At 62.7% G+C, this 18,480-nt stretch carries 14 protein-coding genes and 2 riboswitches; of the genes, 6 read left to right on the top strand and 8 right to left on the bottom strand.

Annotated elements, in window-relative coordinates; all coding sequences use genetic code 11:
• The 5 genes from ACP7CJ_RS11625 to cobW all read right to left on the bottom strand — a co-directional run.
• Positions 1 to 674, bottom strand: a 674-nt coding sequence (locus tag ACP7CJ_RS11625) for a type VI secretion system Vgr family protein (protein ID WP_426101557.1), incomplete at its 3' end; no start/stop codon positions are given.
• A gap of 110 nt (positions 675 to 784) precedes the next feature.
• Complete coding sequence (locus tag ACP7CJ_RS11630; protein ID WP_426101563.1) at positions 785 to 1,387, bottom strand: vWA domain-containing protein; 603 nt, start codon at positions 1,385 to 1,387, stop codon at positions 785 to 787.
• Positions 1,388 to 1,440: 53 nt separating this feature from the next.
• Complete coding sequence (locus ACP7CJ_RS11635; protein ID WP_276193318.1) at positions 1,441 to 2,442, bottom strand: ATP-binding protein; 1,002 nt, start codon at positions 2,440 to 2,442, stop codon at positions 1,441 to 1,443.
• Entirely contained in the window at positions 2,442 to 6,203 is a 3,762-nt protein-coding gene (gene cobN / locus ACP7CJ_RS11640; RefSeq protein WP_426101555.1) for a cobaltochelatase subunit CobN, read from the bottom strand. Before cobN ends, ACP7CJ_RS11635 begins: the two co-directional genes overlap by 1 nt.
• A 3-nt stretch (positions 6,204 to 6,206) precedes the next feature.
• Entirely contained in the window at positions 6,207 to 7,268 is a 1,062-nt protein-coding gene (cobW, locus tag ACP7CJ_RS11645; protein WP_426101554.1) for a cobalamin biosynthesis protein CobW, read from the bottom strand.
• Positions 7,269 to 7,360: 92 nt separating this feature from the next.
• Positions 7,361 to 7,560: riboswitch (cobalamin riboswitch) on the bottom strand.
• A 41-nt stretch (positions 7,561 to 7,601) separates the two neighbouring features.
• A riboswitch (cobalamin riboswitch) is annotated at positions 7,602 to 7,811 on the top strand.
• A 96-nt stretch (positions 7,812 to 7,907) separates the two neighbouring features.
• Here cobW and ACP7CJ_RS11650 point away from each other — a divergent pair.
• The 4 genes from ACP7CJ_RS11650 (at position 7,908) to cobM (ending at position 10,018) form a co-directional block, all read left to right on the top strand.
• Positions 7,908 to 8,096 (top strand): CbtB domain-containing protein, encoded by a 189-nt coding sequence (locus ACP7CJ_RS11650; protein ID WP_247407717.1) that lies wholly within the window; start codon positions 7,908 to 7,910, stop codon positions 8,094 to 8,096.
• Between the two features lie 11 nt (positions 8,097 to 8,107).
• On the top strand, positions 8,108 to 8,812 hold the full coding sequence (locus ACP7CJ_RS11655) for a CbtA family protein (protein WP_276193322.1): 705 nt from the start codon (positions 8,108 to 8,110) through the stop codon (positions 8,810 to 8,812).
• Positions 8,809 to 9,201 carry a cobalamin biosynthesis protein gene (locus tag ACP7CJ_RS11660; RefSeq protein ID WP_426101552.1) on the top strand — a complete coding sequence of 131 codons (393 nt, stop codon included), beginning with the start codon at positions 8,809 to 8,811 and terminating at the stop codon, positions 9,199 to 9,201. Before ACP7CJ_RS11655 ends, ACP7CJ_RS11660 begins: the two co-directional genes overlap by 4 nt.
• A 70-nt stretch (positions 9,202 to 9,271) precedes the next feature.
• Positions 9,272 to 10,018, top strand: coding sequence for a precorrin-4 C(11)-methyltransferase (cobM, locus tag ACP7CJ_RS11665; RefSeq protein WP_276193324.1), 747 nt, complete (start codon positions 9,272 to 9,274; stop codon positions 10,016 to 10,018).
• Between the two features lie 247 nt (positions 10,019 to 10,265).
• Here cobM and nfuA read toward each other — a convergent pair whose 3' ends face one another.
• Both nfuA and ACP7CJ_RS11675 read right to left on the bottom strand, forming a co-directional pair.
• Positions 10,266 to 10,850, bottom strand: a complete 585-nt coding sequence (gene nfuA, locus ACP7CJ_RS11670; protein ID WP_003190728.1) for a Fe-S biogenesis protein NfuA — start codon at positions 10,848 to 10,850, stop codon at positions 10,266 to 10,268.
• 94 nt (positions 10,851 to 10,944) lie between these two features.
• Positions 10,945 to 13,239 carry a fatty acid cis/trans isomerase gene (locus tag ACP7CJ_RS11675; RefSeq protein WP_426101550.1) on the bottom strand — a complete coding sequence of 765 codons (2,295 nt, stop codon included), beginning with the start codon at positions 13,237 to 13,239 and terminating at the stop codon, positions 10,945 to 10,947.
• Between the two features lie 164 nt (positions 13,240 to 13,403).
• On the opposite strand from ACP7CJ_RS11675, the gene metH reads away from it, so the two are divergent.
• Together metH and ACP7CJ_RS11685 are read left to right on the top strand one after the other, a co-directional pair.
• Positions 13,404 to 17,114 (top strand): methionine synthase, encoded by a 3,711-nt coding sequence (gene metH, locus ACP7CJ_RS11680; protein WP_426101548.1) that lies wholly within the window; start codon positions 13,404 to 13,406, stop codon positions 17,112 to 17,114.
• A 51-nt stretch (positions 17,115 to 17,165) separates the two neighbouring features.
• The gene (locus ACP7CJ_RS11685; protein WP_247397725.1) at positions 17,166 to 17,384 is read left to right on the top strand and encodes a DUF2970 domain-containing protein; all 219 of its coding nucleotides are present in this window, start codon (positions 17,166 to 17,168) and stop codon (positions 17,382 to 17,384) included.
• Here ACP7CJ_RS11685 and ACP7CJ_RS11690 read toward each other — a convergent pair.
• A complete protein-coding gene (locus ACP7CJ_RS11690; RefSeq protein ID WP_426101546.1) occupies positions 17,381 to 18,448 on the bottom strand; it encodes an ABC transporter substrate-binding protein in 1,068 nt (355 codons plus the stop codon). The genes ACP7CJ_RS11685 and ACP7CJ_RS11690 overlap by 4 nt on opposite strands.
• Positions 18,449 to 18,480: the final 32 nt, after the last annotated feature.

The following is an 18,480-nucleotide window of genomic DNA, read 5'->3' on the forward strand; positions in this document are numbered from 1 at the left end:
GATTGCGGGCGGTAGGCCAACGCCACGTCAAACTGGTAGTGACGCTGGTCATCGTGAAATTCCACCACGTCGATATTCAGGCGTTCGTCGCTGGTGAAGCGGTACCAGATGCCGACGTCGGCCAGCAGGCGCGAGATGAAGGCCAGATCGCTCTCGCCATACTGCATAACCTGTTCGCGTTTGGGGTATTCACGCACCAGGCTGAAAAGGAAGTCCTGGCCTTCAAAATCGTGGCGGCTGCGCAGGATGCTTTCGACGATCTGCGGTACCGATTGATGCTGGTAGATGCGAAATTGTCGGCCTTGGCCAAGTAGAGCCAGGTGCGGTTGCAGAGTGATTTCGTAGCGGGCTTCATCAGCGGAGCCGGACAGGCGTTTGAAGCCGGTGACCACCCCGTGCAGGGTACGCAGCGGTTTGATCTCGGGCGCGCTGAAGCCCAAGGCCGGTGGTTTTTGCGGTGGGGCGTGCAGGCTGAAACGGGCGGCCTGGCCGAGCAGGGTTTCGGCGCCGAGGTCACGTTCGGTGCTGGTGAACTCTATGCGATAGGTGAAGGGTTGGCTCAGGTATTCCTGGCCCTCAAAGGCCAACACGTCGAAACGGGTTTCGACGTTGCGCACGTTCAGGGTGTGCCGGCTGTGGTCGAAAAAAACGCTCGGTAGTACGCTGGAAGTCATTCCCTTTACTCCTGGACGCGAGAGCCCAGAGAGTAAAGATTTGTTATCGCTGAATAATGTCGGAAAATTCGACTTTACAAGAGCGACACTTCCCGATTGGGTTTTAGAGCCTAAAAACTATCGATATGTCGATAGTCCAAATAGAGGCGCTGAGCCAGCTCTCGTGCCCTCCCCAACCGAATCGGCCCACGCTCGATATCGATCAGTAACCCCGGGCAATCCAGCGCTGGCAACGCGACAATCTCCTTGAGCCGCCCATCGGTCATTACCAGCAACCGCTGCTGCTCGGTGGGGTAGCGTTTTCTGCGCGCCGCCAGCCATTGTGCCGCCTCGCTCAGCGCGGCCAACAGCGGCGTACCGCCACCCGCGCCGAGCTGATCCAGCCAACCCATCAGGCTCTTCGCGGCTTTCAGGCCCTGCACCTGCCACTTCGGCGACTGTCCGCTCGCCGTCAGCAATGCCATGCGCGCCCGCTGCCGGTAGGCGTCATCCAACAGTTGGGCCAATAACCCTTTGGCATCGGTCAACGCACGATGCCGTCGGGTGGACGCCGAGGCGTCGACAATCACCAACCATAACTCTTGGGCCGAGCGGCTGCGCAGGTGCAAGCGCAGATCCTCACGGCACTGCGGCCGCCCCCCGAGCAAGGTGCCCGGCCAGTTGATCGCGCCCTGCTGCGCGCTGCGCGGCTTGCCGTGCCTGCCTTTATCCAGTCGCCCCGCCTTGGGCCGGGCATCCGCCCCCGCGTCAGGTCGGGGGCGGATGCCTAGGGCTTTTTTGGCCAGGCGGGCACATCTCGGCGAGCGCCCGTGGGCAAGGCCGGCGCAGGCATATCGCCCCACTGGCCTTGGCCGGGTGAGGTGTCGGACGCTTGGGGCGCCTGGCCCTCATGGTTGGGTGGGCTTGCCGGTGGGGACTGCGCCTGGCGACGATGGCGCAAGGCAAACTCGGCCACGGCTTCGATATCTTCCTCGGCGATGGCCGTCGCGCCGCGCCAGGCGGCATGCGCTCTGGCGCCACGCAACCACACAAGGTCGGCGCGCAAACCATCCACGCCCGCGGCAAAGCAGCGCTCGGTGATCTGTGCCAGCGCCTCGTCATCCAATGCAATGCTGTCGAGGCAGGCCCGCGCCTGGGTGCAGCGTTCGCGCAACGCCGACTGCGGCTGCGCCCACTGCGCGCAGAACGCTGCGGGGTCGCTGTCGAAGTCCAGGCGCCGACGGATGATCTGCCCACGCTCGGCCGGCACGGTTTGCCCGCTCAAGGCCACGTTGAAACCGAAGCGGTCGAGCAACTGCGGGCGCAACTCACCCTCCTCCGGGTTCATCGTGCCGATCAGCACAAAGCGCGCCGAATGCCGGTGGGAAATGCCGTCGCGCTCAATCAGATTGGTACCGCTGGCGGCCACGTCCAGCAGCAGGTCCACCAAGTGATCAGGCAGCAAGTTGACCTCGTCGACATACAACACGCCGCCGTCAGCCTTGGCCAGCACGCCGGGTGAAAACTGCGCGCGGCCTTCGCCCAATGCGGCATCCAGATCCAGGGTACCGACCAGTCGCTCTTCGGTGGCGCCCAACGGCAAGGTGACGAATTGACCACTGGCCAACAGGTCCGCCAACCCACGCGCCAGGGTGGACTTGGCCATGCCACGCGGGCCTTCGATCAGCACACCGCCGATCTTCGGGTCGATGGCGGTCAGGCACAGCGCCAGCTTCAGGTCGTCGGCGCCGACCACGGCTGACAGCGGAAAATGGGGAATATCAGTCATCAGCTGTCTTCTTCTATATCCAGCAACAGGTTTTCCAACGCCTCGCGATACGCCCCCGGCGCCTGCCACATGCCGCGTTGTTGGGCCTCGAGCATACGCTCGGTCATGTCCCGCAGGGCATCGGGATTGTGCTGTTGCACAAAGGCGCGGGTGTCGGGGTCGAGCAGGTAGGCGTCGGCGAGCAATGCGTATTGATGATCGTCGATCAGCGCGGTAGTGGCGTCGAACGCGAAGAGATTGTCCACGGTCGCCGCCATCTCGAATGCGCCCTTATAGCCATGGCGTTTCACGCCTTCGATCCACTTGGGGTTGGCGGCGCGGGAACGGATCACCCGGTTCAGCTCTTCCTTCAAGGTGCGGATCTTCGGCAAGTCCGGCTGGCTGTGGTCGCCATGGTAGCTGGCGGCCTTATCGCCGCTCAGGGTTTCCACGGCCGCGAGCATGCCGCCCTGGAATTGGTAGTAGTCGTTGGAATCGAGCAGGTCGTGCTCGCGATTGTCCTGGTTCTGCAGCACCGCCTGCACCTGGCTCAGGCGCTGGGCGAATTGCTCGCGGGCGGCGGTGCCCTCGTCGGCACCACCATAGGCATAGCCGCCCCAGTTCAGGTAGACCTCGGCCAAGTCCTCGCGGCTCTGCCACAGGCGACCATCGATCGCGCCCTGCACGCCCGCGCCGTAGGCACCGGGCTTGGCGCCGAAAATACGCCAACCGGCCTGTTTCGCCGCTGCGGCTTCGTCCAGGCCAGACTCAAGCAGAGCCTGGCGCTCGCTGCGGACCTTGGCGGCCAGCGGGTTCATGTCGTCGGGCTCGTCCAGCGCCGCCACCGCCTGTACCGCTGCATCGAACAGGCGGATCAGGTTGGCAAAGGCATCGCGGAAGAACCCGGACACGCGCAAGGTCACGTCGACACGCGGGCGGTCCAGCAAACTGATCGGCAGGATTTCGAAGTCATCCACCCGCTGGCTGCCCGTGGCCCACACCGGGCGCACACCCATCAGGGCCATGGCCTGGGCAATATCGTCGCCGCCAGTACGCATGGTGGCGGTGCCCCACACTGACAGGCCGAGCTGGCGCAGGTGGTCGCCGTGGTCTTGCAGATGCCGCTCCAAAATCAGGTTGGCCGATTGGAAGCCGATGCGCCAGGCCGTGGTGGTCGGCAGGTTGCGCACGTCGACGCTGAAAAAATTGCGCCCGGTGGGCAGCACATCCAGGCGGCCCCGGCTCGGCGCGCCGCTTGGGCCCGCCGGTACAAAGCGGCCGCCCAGGGCATCGAGCAAGCCGCGCATTTCCGCCGGGCCGCACGCATCCAGGCGCGGCGCCACGACACCGCGCAGGCTTTCGATGACTGACTTGACGTCCTCCCAACCGGGCTCTTCCAACTGTTCCAGCGGCCCTTCCAGCGCGTGCTCGATCAACCACGCGGCGTACAGCTCCAGACGCTCGCGGGTATCACCGGCCGTGCGCCACAGCTGGGGATCGATCTTTTGCAAAACCTCTGGACGGCGACCGGTCCAAGGTTCGGCCAGCGCGCAGTCCAGCGGATCGAAAGCCAGTTCGAAGGCCTTGGCCAATACCCGCAATAGGCTCGATTGCGCGCCTCGGCCGTCGCCACGGGGGATACGCAGCAACGCGAGCAACGTGTCGATGCGCAAGCGGCCCTGGGGCGACTCGCCGAAGATATGCAGGCCATCGCGGATCTGCGATTCCTTCAAGTCACACAGGTAGGTATCCAGGCGCGGCAGCCAGATGGCCGCGTCGGCATCGCTGTCCAGCTCAAGTTCCTGGTCGATACGCGTTTCGCGCACCAGCTTGAGGATGTCTTTTTGCAGCTCGCGGGCGCGGCGCGGGTCGAGCAACTGCGCTTCGTAGTATTCGTCCGCCAACAGCTCCAGGTCGCGCAGCGGCCCGTAGGTTTCGGCACGGGTCAGCGGCGGCATCAAGTGATCGATGATCACCGCTTGGGTGCGGCGCTTGGCCTGGGCGCCCTCGCCCGGGTCGTTGACGATAAACGGGTAGATATTCGGCAGCGGCCCGAGCAGCGCGTCGGGCCAGCAATTTTCCGACAGCCCGACACCCTTGCCCGGCAGCCATTCCAGGTTGCCGTGCTTGCCGACGTGGATCACGCCATGAGCGCCGTAGGTGTGGCGCAACCAGAAATAGAACGCCAGGTAAGCGTGGGGCGGCACCAGGTCCGGGTCGTGGTACACCGCACTGGCGTCTACCTGATAACCACGGGCCGGCTGGATGCCGATAAACGTCAGGCCCAGGCGCAGGCCGGCGATCATCAGGCGGCCGTCGCGGCACATCGGGTCGTTGTGGGGCGTGCCCCAGCGTTCCAGCACCGCCTGGCGGTTGGCTTCGGGCAGGCGCTTGAACATCGCCTCGTAGTCGTCCAGACCCAGGCTTTGGTGGCACGGGCGCAGGTCGAGGTTGTCCAGGTCGTTGGTGACGCCACCGAGTAGTTGGTGGATCAGCGCGGTGCCGCTTTCCGGCAGGACCTGCGGCAGTGGATAACCCTCGGCCTGCAAGGCCCGCAGGATATTCAGCGCCGCCGCCGGCGTGTCCAGGCCCACACCGTTACCAATGCGACCGTCGCGCGTGGGGTAGTTGGCAAGGATCAGGGCGATGCGCTTATCGGCATTCGGCACCCGCGCCAGTTCGACCCAACGGCGCGCCAGTTCAGCGACAAAGTCCATGCGCTCCGGCGCTGCGCGATAGCACACCACATCCGACTGGCTGCGCTCGCTACGCCAGGCCAGGTCCTTGAAGCTGATCGGCCGGCTGATGATCCGGCCATCCAGTTCCGGCAAGGCAATGTGCATCGCCAGGTCACGCGGGCCGAGACCTTGTTCGCTGGCCTGCCAGCCGGGTTGATTATCTTGGGCGCAAATCGCCTGAATCACCGGGATATTGCGGCGAAACGGGCGCAAATGTGGCGCCTCGGGGCTGGACTGGGCAAAGCCAGTGGTGTTGAGAATCACCGATGCCTGCACTTCATCCAGCCAATCCTCGACCGCCGTCAGGCAGCCGGGCTCCTTCAGACTGGCCACCGCCATCGGCAACGGATTCAGGCCCGCCGCCAGCAGGCGCTGGCAGAACACATCGATAAAACCGGTATTGGCCGCTTGTAGATGGGAGCGGTAGAACAGCACGGCCGCCACCGGAAACTCGGGATTCCAGTCCGACTGCCAGTCGTTGAGGCACGCATTGGCTTTACGCGGGTGATAAATCGCGCTGCGCGGCAGGGTTTGCGGCTCGGCCCAGGCATAGTCGCGGCCCAGGTAGCCGCTGGCCAGGCAGCGATAAAAATCCAGCGCATTGCCCAGGCCGCCCTGGCGCAGGAACTGCCACAGGCGCTCGCGCGCTGCGGCATCCACGGTGCTGAGACCGCTGAGCTCCGGGTCCGGGCGATCATCCCCCGGCACCAGGATCAACGTGACCCCGCGCTCGGCCAACGCCACCAGACGCTCGATGCCGTAACGCCAATAGCCGATCCCGCCGTGCAGGGAAATCAGGATGACCTTGGCGTGGCGCAGCACTTCATCGACGTACAAGTCCACCGAGGCATGGTTCTGCACCTGCATCGGGTTGGCCAGGCGAAAGCTGGGGTAGTCCTCAGGCAATTGCTGGGCCGCTTCAGCGAGTAGCGCCAGGCTGGAGTCGCCACTGCACAGGATCACCAGCTCGGCGGGGGTTTGCCCAAGGTCGGCAATATTGTCGTCCGCGACGAAACCGCCGGGCTGGGTCCTGAGCAGGTGCATGGGTTAAACGCTGAGGGCGGCGCGCAATTGCGCTTCGAGGCCCGCCGCATCCAGCTCCTGGCCGATCAGCACCAGGCGCGTGATGCGCGCTTCGTCGGCGCTCCAGGCCCGATCGAAGTGCTTGTCGAAGCGCGTGCCCACGCCCTGGATCAGCAGGCGCATCGGCTTGTTCGGGATCGCCGCGAAGCCTTTGACGCGCAGGATGCCGTGCTGCACCACCAGTTGGGTCAGGGCGTCGAGCAGCAGCGCTTCGTCGGACTGGGGCAGATCGATGGAAATGGAGTCGAACGCGTCGTGATCATGATCGTCTTCACCTTCGTGATGATGATCGTGATGGCTGTGGCGACCGTCGATGTGCGCTTCGGAGTCGGCGCCCAGGCCGATCAACACGTCCAGCGGCACACGACCGCTGCTGGCTTCGATGATCTTCACCGCCGGCGGCAGCTCTTCAGCGACTTCCAGGCGCACGCGGGCCAGGTCTTCGGGGCTGATCAGGTCGCACTTGTTGAGGATCACCAGGTCGGCGCTGGCCAGTTGGTCGGCGAACAGCTCATGCAGCGGTGATTCGTGGTCCAGGTTCGGGTCGAGCTTGCGCTGGGCGTCGACCTGGTCCGGGAACGCAGCGAAGGTGCCGGCCGCCACAGCGGGACTGTCGACCACGGTGATCACTGCATCGACCGTGCAGGCGCTGCGGATTTCCGGCCACTGGAACGCCTGCACTAGGGGCTTTGGCAGGGCCAGGCCGGAGGTTTCGATGAGGATATGGTCGAGGTCGCCGCGACGGGCGACCAGCTCGCGCATCACCGGAAAGAACTCTTCCTGCACGGTGCAGCACAGGCAGCCGTTGGCCAGCTCATACACGCGACCGTTGGCTTCTTCCTCGGTGCACCCGATGGAGCACTGCTTGAGGATTTCACCGTCGATGCCCAGCTCGCCGAACTCGTTGACGATCACCGCGATGCGACGGCCCTGGGCGTTATCGAGCATATGGCGCAGCAAGGTGGTTTTGCCCGAGCCGAGAAAGCCGGTAACGATGGTGACGGGGAGTTTGGCCAGTGTTTTCATCGGATGCCCTTGGGGGCGGGCATACGGGACGATAGGCCCTGCGCAGCGCGCAGCAGCAGATTTCGTCACCGGATCACCCCGCCCGGTTGAATTGAAAAATCGGTTACGAGGCAGGTCTCCTGGCTTGAGGCTTGCGGGTCTTGCGACCGGCGCTGGCTGCGCCTTCCCGCCTTGATGGCAGTGGCGTGGCAGTCAGATAAACCCTTCACAGTTGCGGGGGCAGCCGCGGCTTGAACCGCGTTCCCTTCTTAGCTTCGGCCTGGGCCGAAGAACCTCGAAGGTGCAAGGCTACAGGGGCTCGGTCAATTTGACTACCGTCGCCCTGCATGCTTTCCTACTCACCTTGTTTCGGGTGCCCCTCACAGGGTGAAACGGGAAACCGGTGAGTCATAGCGATATGACCAGTCCGGTGCTGCCCCCGCAACGGTAAGCGAGCGAAGCGTCACAGCCACTGTGCTTTGTGCATGGGAAGGCGATGCTTTCAGGACTCAGTTCAAGAGCCCCCTCGCAAGCCCGGAGACCGGCCCGAAAAAATCATCCAACAAACCCGCGGTGGGCGGGCGCTGTTTGAATCCTGCGTGCCTGGCTCGTGGGATTTTCATGCGCTCGTGTCACCCTGAAACCCTGAAGGGACGCGCCATGTCGATCATCAGCAGCACCTCGCATACCTCTAGCAGTACCGCCACCCTGAGCCAACGCCTGAGCGCCGCCATCGGCGCGTCGATCCTCGGCGCGTGCCTGGTGTATTTCGCCGGGTTCTCGCATATCGAAGCGGTACACAACGCCGCCCACGATACCCGCCACAGCGCCGCGTTCCCGTGCCATTGAGAGCTGCCGACATGATCAAGCGTATTGCGCAAACCGCAGGTTTCAGCGGGCTGCTGGCCGCCCTGTTGCTAACCTTGCTGCAAAGTTTCTGGGTCGCCCCGCTGATCATGCAGGCGGAAACCTTTGAAAAAGCCCCGGCCGCGACGGAAGTGGTGCATGAGCACGCCGCCGGTACAACCGCGCACACCCATGACGCCGAAGCCTGGGAACCGGAAGACGGCTGGCAACGCGTGCTGTCCACCACCGGCGGCAACCTGGTGGTGGCGGTCGGTTTCGCGCTGATGCTCGCCGGTCTCTACACCCTGCGCGCGCCGACCCGCACGGCTCAAGGGCTGCTGTGGGGCCTGGCCGGCTACGCGACCTTTGTCCTGGCACCAACCCTGGGCCTGCCACCGGAATTGCCGGGCACTGCCGCCGCCGACCTGGCGCAACGGCAGATCTGGTGGATCGGCACTGCGGCCTCAACCGCGGCCGGTATCGCGCTGCTGGTATTTGGAGGCAACTGGCTGCTCAAAGCGCTGGGCGCGGCGATCCTCGTGGTGCCTCATGTGATTGGCGCACCGCAACCTGAAGTACATTCGATGCTGGCCCCTGAGGCTCTGGAGGCGCAGTTCAAGATCGCCTCGCAACTGACCAACGTCGCGTTCTGGCTGGCGTTGGGCCTGATCAGCGCCTGGCTGTTTCGCCGCAATCGCGACGATCGATACTCGGCATGAACCTGGTGGTCGGCCTGGGCTGCCAGCGCGGCTGCGCGCTGCAAGCCCTGCTCGACCTGCTGGACGCCGCCCTCGCCGAGGGCGGTATCGAGCGCCACCGCATCACGGCGCTCGCCAGCATTGATCGCAAGCAGGACGAGCCGGGCTTGCTAGCTCTAGCGCAAGTCCTGAACCTGCCACTGCAGTGCTTCAGCGCCGCGCAACTGGCGGTGTATGAAGGTCGCCTGAGCCATAGATCTGCCGTCGCCTTTGCCCATACCGGTTGTTACGGCATCGCCGAAAGCGCTGCCCTGGCCCTGGCCGAACAGCTCAGCGGCGCCCCTGCCCGCTTGTTGATCCCGCGCAAAAAATCCGCCCGAGCCACGTTGGCATTAGCCTGCACCGACTGAAATCGCGATAATCGCCGCTTCCGATCATGAGCAATCTTCATGCTCGCCCGCTTTTCCACAGGAATTCTCCATGACCGTCTACTTCATCGGCGCCGGCCCCGGCGACCCGGAATTGATCACCGTCAAAGGCCAGCGGCTGATCCGCAGTTGCCCGGTGATCATCTATGCGGGGTCGCTGGTGCCGGCGGCGGTACTGGAAGGTCATCAGGCCGAACAGGTGGTCAACAGCGCCGAACTGCACCTGGAACAGATCATCGATGTGATCAAGGCCGCCGATGCCAAGGGCCAGGATGTGGCGCGGGTCCACTCCGGCGATCCAAGCCTGTATGGGGCGATTGGCGAACAGATCCGGCAGTTGCGCGAGTTGGGCATTGCGTTCCAGGTCATCCCCGGGGTCACCGCCGTAGCGGCCTGCGCAGCGCTGCTAGAGACCGAACTGACGCTGCCGGACATCGCCCAGAGCGTGATCCTCACCCGGTATGCGGACAAAACCCGCATGCCTGCCGGTGAAGACTTCGACAGCCTGGCCCGCCACGGCACGACCATGGCGATTCACCTGGGGGTCAATCACTTGGAGAAGATCGTTGCCGAACTGCTGCCGCACTACGGCGCGGATTGCCCGATTGCCGTGGTGCACCGTGCGACCTGGCCGGATCAGGATTGGGCCGTCGGCACCTTGACGGACATCGCCGAAAAGGTCGCGGCCAAGGGCTTCAGGCGCACGGCGTTGATTGTGGTGGGTCGGGTGCTGGCGAGTGACAGTTTCAGCGCGTCGTCGCTGTATCGGGCCGGGCATGCGCACCTGTACCGACCTTAATCTAAAACATCATATGTTGTTATCAACACGCTGTTTTAAATAAATAAATATAGAAACTGTGGGAGGGGGCTTGCTCCCGATAGCGGTGTATCAGTCGCTTAATAAGTAGACTGACAGGATGCTATCGGGGGCAAGCCCCCTCCCACACTTAATCTTTAGCGTTAGACAAAAGTCGTAACCAACTGAAATTAAATAAAAAAACGGCGCTCACGGGGCGCCGTTTTTTAGTTCGCAGTGAACGCCTTACTCAGTAGTAGGCATTTTCTTTCTGCGTGTGGTCAGTCACATCACGTACACCCTTGAGCTCCGGAATGCGCTCGAGCAAGGTGCGCTCGATGCCTTCACGCAGGGTCACGTCCGCCTGGCCGCAGCCCTGGCAGCCGCCGCCGAACTTCAATACGGCGATACCGTCATCCACCACGTCGATCAAGCTGACCTGCCCGCCGTGGCTGGCCAGCCCCGGGTTGATCTCGGTCTGCAGGTAATAATTGATACGCTCGTTGACCGGGCTGTCGGCATTGACGTTCGGCACCTTGGCGTTCGGCGCCTTGATGGTCAATTGGCCGCCCATGCGGTCGGTCGCGTAGTCGACCACCGCGTCGTCGAGGAACGCTTCGCTGAAGGCATCGATATACGCGGTGAAGCTTTTCAGCCCCAGCGCGGTGTCTTCCGGCTTCTCTTCGCCTGGCTTGCAGTAGGCGATGCACGTCTCGGCGTACTGGGTGCCAGGCTGGGTGATAAAAACGCGGATGCCGATACCCGGGGTGTTCTGCTTGGACAGCAGGTCAGCCAGGTAATCGTGGGCGGCGTCGGTAATGGTTATGGCAGTCATGGAAACTCCTCACAGGCTTGCTGGCAGTTTACGCCAAAATATTACGCAGATACAAAGCCCCAGTAATTTTGTCGGAAAAGCCTCGCCATCGCCGTTAGAGGTTTTCATAGCGGTTCATATCCAGCACACCTTCTTCCACCGGCGTGGTTTCGCGGATGTAGGTCGACAGATCGTGGAAGTACTCCCAGAACTGCGGATGACTGCGGCGTATGCCCCAACGATCGACGACTTTCTCGAAGTGCTGGGCGTCCCGGGCATTTTCCATGGCCGCGACGAACGCCGGCACTTGCTCGGCCGGGATATTGAATATGAAGTTCGGATAACTGCTCAGCACGCCGGGGTAGACCGTCAACGTGTCCAGGCCCGGTTGATAGCGAGAAGCCTCACCCAGCATGAACGCGACATTACTGTGAGCACGGTTGCGCAGCAGGCTGTAGACCTCACGATGACCGCTACGGGTTTCGATGCGCAGCATGGTCGCTTCCGGTAATCGGTCGATAACTTTGAGCCCCGCCGCCGGGCGTGATGTCAGGCGACTCAGGGCCTGCTCGGCATCGCGCAGCACCGGTTCGAGGCCCGGCCGCGAGCAGTAGGCGCCGACACAGCGATTGAGCGGGTCCGGGCTGGCATTGAGGTCGCCGTAACGGGCCAGCAACTGATTGACGAAATCGCGTTTCGGGTCCTTTTCATTCAGCTTCAGGCCGGTGGGTTTATCGTCGTCGATCGACTCATAGTCCATCCACAACTTGACCTTGCCGCCGTTCTGATACCAATCGTCGAGGAAATCGTCCCGCGAATTGGCCGGCATCAGGCGCAGGAAGTTCTGTTCGGCGCCATTGCGGATCAGGTCAAAGTACAAGCGGGTCTGGGCCTGATGGGAGACGTTGCCGAACACGTCAAAGTTGACTACCAATTGGTAATAGGTGCGCTCCAGCAACGGATAATCGAACAACCACAGCGTCTGCGGGACTTCACCGATCAGGCCTTTATTGACCGACGCGCTGTCGAAGTGACGGAAGATGCTCAACAACGCATTGTCGTTGCCGGCCCACAGGGTCGACCAACCGGGCGCAGGCAACTCGCCATAGCGGTACTGACGCAGCGCTTCGTACTCGTTGCGCTTGTCACGGTACTTGAGCCACAGGCTGAGCACACTGCCCACGTCGTCGTTCTGCCCGGGCATCGCCAGCAACGGCGTGGCCCTGCCGCGATAGAGCGGATCGGTGATGTACAGGTCGTGTTCGGGCGCCTGGAACAGCGCCCAGAAATTGTCGCGGATCACGTCCGAAGCGATCTGCCCACGGCACACGGGGCCGCGGATAAAGGTGCGTACAAAGAATTCGGCGTTATCGAGCATGAACTGGTAGCGCGCCTGGGCCGGAATCGCCTCGAATGTCTCGAACGGGTTGGCCCGACGGCCGGGACCGTAGCCCGGCAAGGCACTGACCTGCCAGTCGCCGCTGTAGAACAAGGCTTTGACCCGTTCCATTTTCGCGGCACTGAGCGGGTACGTGATGTGGGTCTTATGGACGATCACCCCTTGTACCGGCCACAGCCGGTAGTAGATCCGGGTACCGGGATCGTCGTTGGGGCGACGGGTATTGATCAGGTCGATCGGCTGACCACTGGGGGTGCGCGAGCGGACCCACTGGAAGAAATGCCCGGGCTCACCGCCTTCGAAATACAGGTGCGCGATAAACAGGTGTTCAAACAGCCAGCGGGCGACCAGGCTTTCACGGGCGCCGGGAGCGTTGAGCAGGCTTTCCCATTGCAGCACCTGCGCGGCTTCCTGGGCGCTTGGCGCCACGCCTTGCTGGTCAATCGGCGCACCGGAAGCCAGCCAGCGTCGCAGGGTCTGGTACTGCTGGTCGCTCAAGCCGGTCACGGCCAACGGCATACCTTCATTCGGGTGCGCGTCGGCATAGGCGTCGAACTCGCCCGGCAGCGGGCACATGTTCTCGCGGTTCAGGCCCAGCACGATGTCGTCGGGCAGCTTGCCGTTGGGCCGCAACGGCGCGCGGCGGTGGCCCAGTTCGAGCATGCGCGCCATCAGCGCGGCCTGGCTGCCTTGGGCGTCGAGTACAGAGCTGAAGCCTTCGTGCCGCCAGGCGGCCTTGCCGAAAGCGTCATAGAACAGGCGAGTCGGCTTGGTCGCCTGGCTGCGTTCACCGTCGTAGACCGGCACTTTGGTCGCGCCCCGGGCCGCGCCCTCGCCGCTGCCCAGGTTCAACTGGCAGGCCGAGTCGTAGCAGGCATGGCACGCTACGCATTTATCAGTGAAGATCGGTTGGATATCACGGGTGTAGGAAATCGCCGGAGCGGAATCTTGGGCCTGTGCGGTGCTGCCAATCAGCAACAGAGCGAAGCTGATGATGATGCGATACGGCATGAGCCTGGTCCCAATACAAAGCCAAAATATAAAACCCCGCGGATTCTACCGGCCCAACCCCCACACCAACATGAACGATATTCATGCAAAACCTGCACATGCTCCAAATCCACACAGGTTTGCTATGATCCACGCCCTCCGTAATGCCTGACCAGAGTAGTCCCATGTCCGATCGTAGCGCTCGTCTGCAAGCCCTCCACCAAGCCCTCAAGGAACGCATCCTGATCCTCGACGGCGGCATGGGCACGATGATCCAGAGCTATAAACTGGAAGAACAGGACTACCGTGGCAAACGTTTTGCCGACTGGCCGAGCGACGTCAAGGGCAACAACGACCTGTTGCTGCTCAGCCGCCCGGACGTCATCGCCTCCATCGAGAAGGCGTACCTGGATGCCGGCGCCGACATCCTCGAAACCAACACGTTCAATGCCACCCAAGTGTCCCAGGCCGATTACGGCATGGAGTCGCTCGCCTACGAGCTGAACGTAGAGGGCGCGCGGGTCGCGCGTAAGGTGGCCGACGCCAAGACTCTGGAGACCCCGGACAAACCGCGTTTCGTCGCCGGCGTGCTCGGCCCGACCAGCCGTACCTGCTCGCTGTCGCCGGATGTGAACAACCCCGGCTACCGCAACGTGACCTTCGATGAACTGGTGGAGAACTACACCGAGGCCACCAAGGGCCTGATCGAAGGCGGTGCGGACATGATTCTCATCGAAACCATTTTCGACACCCTCAACGCCAAAGCAGCGATCTTTGCCGTGCAGGGCGTGTTCGAAGAACTGGGCTTCGAACTGCCGATCATGATCTCCGGCACCATCACCGATGCCTCCGGCCGTACCCTGTCGGGCCAGACCACCGAAGCGTTCTGGAACTCGGTCAGCCACGCCAAGCCGATTTCCGTGGGCCTCAACTGCGCCCTGGGCGCCAGCGAGTTGCGTCCGTACCTCGAAGAGCTGTCGAACAAGGCCAACACTTATGTGTCCGCGCACCCCAACGCTGGCCTGCCCAACGAATTCGGCGAGTACGACGAATTGCCGGCGCAAACCGCCAAAGTCATCGAGGAATTCGCCCAGAGCGGTTTCCTGAACATTGTCGGCGGCTGCTGCGGCACCACGCCGGGGCATATCGAAGCCATCGCCAACGCGGTGGCCGGTTACGCACCGCGCCAGATCCCGGACATCCCCAAGGCCTGCCGCTTGTCGGGCCTGGAGCCGTTCACCATTGATCGCCAGTCGCTGTTCGTCAACGTCGGCGAACGCACCAACATCACCGGTTCCGCGCGTTTCGCCCGGCTGATCCGCGAAGACAACTACACCGAAGCCCTTGAAGTCGCCCTGCAGCAGGTGGAAGCCGGCGCCCAGGTGATCGACATCAACATGGACGAAGGCATGCTCGATTCGAAGAAGGCCATGGTGACCTTCCTCAATCTGATTGCCGGCGAGCCGGACATCTCCCGCGTGCCGATCATGATCGACTCCTCCAAGTGGGAAGTGATCGAGGCCGGCCTCAAGTGCATCCAGGGCAAGGGCATCGTCAACTCCATCAGCATGAAGGAAGGCGTCGAGCAGTTCATCTATCACGCCAAGCTGTGCAAACGCTACGGTGCGGCCGTGGTGGTGATGGCCTTCGACGAAGCCGGCCAGGCCGACACCGAAACGCGCAAGAAAGAGATCTGCAAACGCTCCTACGACATCCTGGTCAATGAAGTCGGCTTCCCGCCGGAAGACATCATCTTCGACCCGAACATCTTCGCGGTCGCCACCGGTATCGAAGAGCACAACAACTACGCGGTCGACTTCATCAACGCCTGCGCCTATATCCGCGACGAGCTGCCGTATGCACTGACGTCGGGTGGCGTGTCCAACGTGTCGTTCTCGTTCCGCGGCAACAACCCGGTGCGCGAGGCGATCCACTCGGTGTTCCTGCTGTATGCGATCCGCAACGGCCTGACCATGGGCATCGTCAACGCCGGCCAGTTGGAGATCTACGACCAGATCCCGACCGAACTGCGCGATGCAGTGGAAGACGTGGTGCTCAACCGCACCCCGGAAGGCACCGACGCCCTGCTCGCCATCGCCGACAAGTACAAGGGCGACGGCAGCGTCAAAGAAGCCGAAACCGAGGAATGGCGCGGCTGGCCAGTCAACAAGCGCCTGGAACACGCACTGGTCAAGGGCATCACCACGCACATTGTTGAAGACACCGAGGAGTCCCGGCAGTCGTTCGCGCGCCCGATCGAAGTGATCGAAGGCCCGCTGATGTCCGGCATGAACATCGTCGGCGACCTGTTTGGCGCCGGCAAAATGTTCCTGCCCCAGGTGGTCAAGTCCGCACGCGTCATGAAACAGGCCGTGGCCCACTTGATCCCATTCATCGAACTGGAGAAAGGCGACAAGCCGGAAGCCAAGGGCAAGATCCTGATGGCCACGGTGAAGGGCGACGTGCATGACATCGGCAAGAACATCGTCGGCGTGGTGCTGGGGTGCAACGGCTATGACATCGTCGATCTGGGCGTGATGGTGCCGGCGGAGAAGATCCTGCAGGTGGCCAAGGAACAGAAGTGCGACATCATCGGGCTGTCCGGCCTGATCACGCCGTCCCTCGACGAGATGGTCCACGTCGCCCGCGAAATGCAGCGCCAGGACTTCCACCTGCCGCTGATGATCGGCGGCGCCACCACCTCCAAGGCGCACACGGCGGTGAAGATCGAGCCCAAGTACAGCAACGATGCCGTGATCTATGTGACCGACGCCTCGCGCGCGGTGGGCGTGGCCACGCAACTGCTGTCCAAGGAGTTGAAGGCCGGTTTCGTCGAGAAAACCCGCCTGGAATACATCGAAGTCCGCGAGCGCACCTCGAACCGCAGCGCGCGCACCGAACGCCTGAGCTACCCGGCAGCGATCGCCAAGAAGCCGCAATTCGACTGGAGCACTTACACGCCGGTCACGCCGACCTTTACCGGCGCCAAGGTGCTGGACAACATCGACCTCAAGGTGCTGGCCGAATACATCGACTGGACCCCGTTCTTTATTTCCTGGGACCTGGCCGGCAAGTTCCCGCGCATCCTCACCGATGAAGTGGTGGGTGAAGCCGCCACCGCGCTGTATGCCGATGCCCAGGAAATGCTCGCCAAGCTGATCGACGAGAAGCTGATCAGCGCTCGTGCGGTGTTTGGCTTCTGGCCGGCCAACCAGGTGAAGGACGACGACCTGGAAGTCTACGGCGAAGACGGCAAACCCCTGGCAACCTTGCACCACCTGCGCCAGCAGATCATCAAGACCGACGGCAAGCCGAACTTCTCCCTGGCCGATTTTGTCGCGCCTAAAGACAGCGGCATCACCGACTACGTGGGTGGTTTTATCACCACCGCCGGCATCGGCGCCGAGGAAGTGGCCAAGGCTTACCAGGACGCGGGCGACGACTACAACTCGATCATGGTCAAGGCCCTGGCCGACCGCCTGGCCGAAGCCTGCGCCGAATGGCTGCACCAGCAGGTGCGCAAAAACTATTGGGGTTATGCCAAGGACGAGCAACTGGATAACGAGGCGCTGATCAAAGAGCAGTACAGCGGCATCCGCCCTGCCCCCGGCTACCCGGCGTGCCCCGACCACACCGAGAAAGGCACCTTGTTCCAACTGCTGGACCCCGAGGCCCGCGAGATGCAGGCCGGTCGCAGCGGCGTGTTCCTCACCGAACACTACGCAATGTTCCCGGCGGCAGCGGTCAGCGGTTGGTACTTCGCCCACCCGCAGGCGCAATACTTCGCCGTGGGCAAGGTCGACAAAGACCAGGTGGCGAGCTACACCGCGCGTAAAGGCCAGGATCTGGCCGTGACCGAGCGCTGGTTGGCACCGAACCTGGGTTACGACAACTAAGCACGCGCAGATTGTCTATGCTTGCCTCACACACCTTGTGTCGAGGCACGTATGGACGATCCAGCCAACAACAAGCCGCCTACCCTGTGGCAGATGCTACACAGCGTCGTCGCCGCCGCCTTTGGCGTACAGAGCGGCAAGAACCGCGCCCGCGACTTCACCCATGGCAAGCCCAGCCACTTTGTGGTTCTGGGCATTCTGTTCACGGCGGTGTTTGCCTTGACCCTGTTCGGCATCGTCAAGCTGGTGTTGCTGCTGGCCGGGGTTTAGCGCATCAGCAGTTGCATGCTGAAGGGATAGCGATAGGACGCGGGCTTGCCCACGGCGGACAGTGCACGAAAATTCACCGTCGGTGTGGGCCCCAACAATCGCCGCGCCTGAGCGGCATCGACCAGCTGGAATAGCGCCTCACGGCGGTCGCGCCCGCCATGGGCGCCAATGTCCACGCCCTTGGCATCATCATGGATCAGTACCATGGCCCACCCACCCACGGTGAAATGCCCGGCGACCAAGGACGACAACCGGCCGCTTAGACGCTCGCGCAAGATCTCCGGCGAGCTGTTGACCGCACTGAACAGCGCGTCCTTGCCGGGCAACCGCCCGCTGTCCTGGAACGCCTGCATAGCACCCAGCGCCATCTGATCGTTGGCCGACCACACCAGTGCCGTCTGCGGATAGCGCTTGAACAACTGCGTCGCTTGCTCGAAGGCGCGCTCGCGGCTCCACTCGCCATAGACCAACTGACGCAGGCGCACCTCGGGATGTTCGGCCAGCGCTCGGTGCATGCCTTGTTCTCGCAAGAGGGCAACGGGGGTGGTCTTGATGCCGGAAAATGCCAACAGGTCGAGGGATTCGCCGGGTGCAACTCGACCGCGCTGGCGCAACATGTCCTTGAGCATCAGGTAGCCAGCCTGTTCGTCGTCGGCTACCAGACTGCCAATCAAATTGATGCCATCGTGGGCCCCGAACAATCGCACTTGGTCGGCGGTCAGCGCATTGTTCACCATCAGCAATTTGACCCCACTGCCCTGGGCCATGCGCAGAATCTGCGGTGCAACATACTGCTCATTCACCAGTACCAGGTAATCGGGCCGCTCGCTGCTTTGCAGCACCTCTCGGGCCTGTTCCAGCGTGTTGCGGGGATCGCGCTCGCCATAGCGCACACGCAAATCCAGGCCGAGGTCCTTGGCTGCGGCCTGCATGAATTGCGTATAGCTGACCCAAAAGGTTTCCGTTGACATGCCCGGGTTGAGAAACACCACCGACGCCGCCTGGACCACTCCGCAAAACGCCGGCCCCAGCAACCACACGCATGTAAACAAAACCTTCAACATTATTATTTAAGCCTTGAACATTGGCCGCCATG

Source organism: Pseudomonas sp. PSPC3-2 (assembly GCF_049897085.1).
GTDB classification, from domain to species: domain Bacteria; phylum Pseudomonadota; class Gammaproteobacteria; order Pseudomonadales; family Pseudomonadaceae; genus Aquipseudomonas; species Aquipseudomonas paraveronii.

What these genes read in the sequence shown, in the direction of transcription:
- cobM (WP_276193324.1), top strand. Translation starts at nt 9,272, where the DNA reads ATGACCGTCTACTTCATCGGCGCCGGCCCCGGCGACCCGGAATTGATC.
- metH (WP_426101548.1), top strand. Translation starts at nt 13,404, where the DNA reads ATGTCCGATCGTAGCGCTCGTCTGCAAGCCCTCCACCAAGCCCTCAAG.
- ACP7CJ_RS11675 (WP_426101550.1), bottom strand. Translation starts at nt 13,239, where the DNA reads ATGCCGTATCGCATCATCATCAGCTTCGCTCTGTTGCTGATTGGCAGC.
- cobW (WP_426101554.1), bottom strand. Translation starts at nt 7,268, where the DNA reads ATGAAAACACTGGCCAAACTCCCCGTCACCATCGTTACCGGCTTTCTC.
- ACP7CJ_RS11655 (WP_276193322.1), top strand. Translation starts at nt 8,108, where the DNA reads ATGATCAAGCGTATTGCGCAAACCGCAGGTTTCAGCGGGCTGCTGGCC.
- nfuA (WP_003190728.1), bottom strand. Translation starts at nt 10,850, where the DNA reads ATGACTGCCATAACCATTACCGACGCCGCCCACGATTACCTGGCTGAC.
- ACP7CJ_RS11690 (WP_426101546.1), bottom strand. Translation starts at nt 18,448, where the DNA reads ATGTTGAAGGTTTTGTTTACATGCGTGTGGTTGCTGGGGCCGGCGTTT.
- cobN (WP_426101555.1), bottom strand. Translation starts at nt 6,203, where the DNA reads ATGCACCTGCTCAGGACCCAGCCCGGCGGTTTCGTCGCGGACGACAAT.
- ACP7CJ_RS11650 (WP_247407717.1), top strand. Translation starts at nt 7,908, where the DNA reads ATGTCGATCATCAGCAGCACCTCGCATACCTCTAGCAGTACCGCCACC.
- ACP7CJ_RS11660 (WP_426101552.1), top strand. Translation starts at nt 8,809, where the DNA reads ATGAACCTGGTGGTCGGCCTGGGCTGCCAGCGCGGCTGCGCGCTGCAA.
- ACP7CJ_RS11685 (WP_247397725.1), top strand. Translation starts at nt 17,166, where the DNA reads ATGGACGATCCAGCCAACAACAAGCCGCCTACCCTGTGGCAGATGCTA.
- ACP7CJ_RS11635 (WP_276193318.1), bottom strand. Translation starts at nt 2,442, where the DNA reads ATGACTGATATTCCCCATTTTCCGCTGTCAGCCGTGGTCGGCGCCGAC.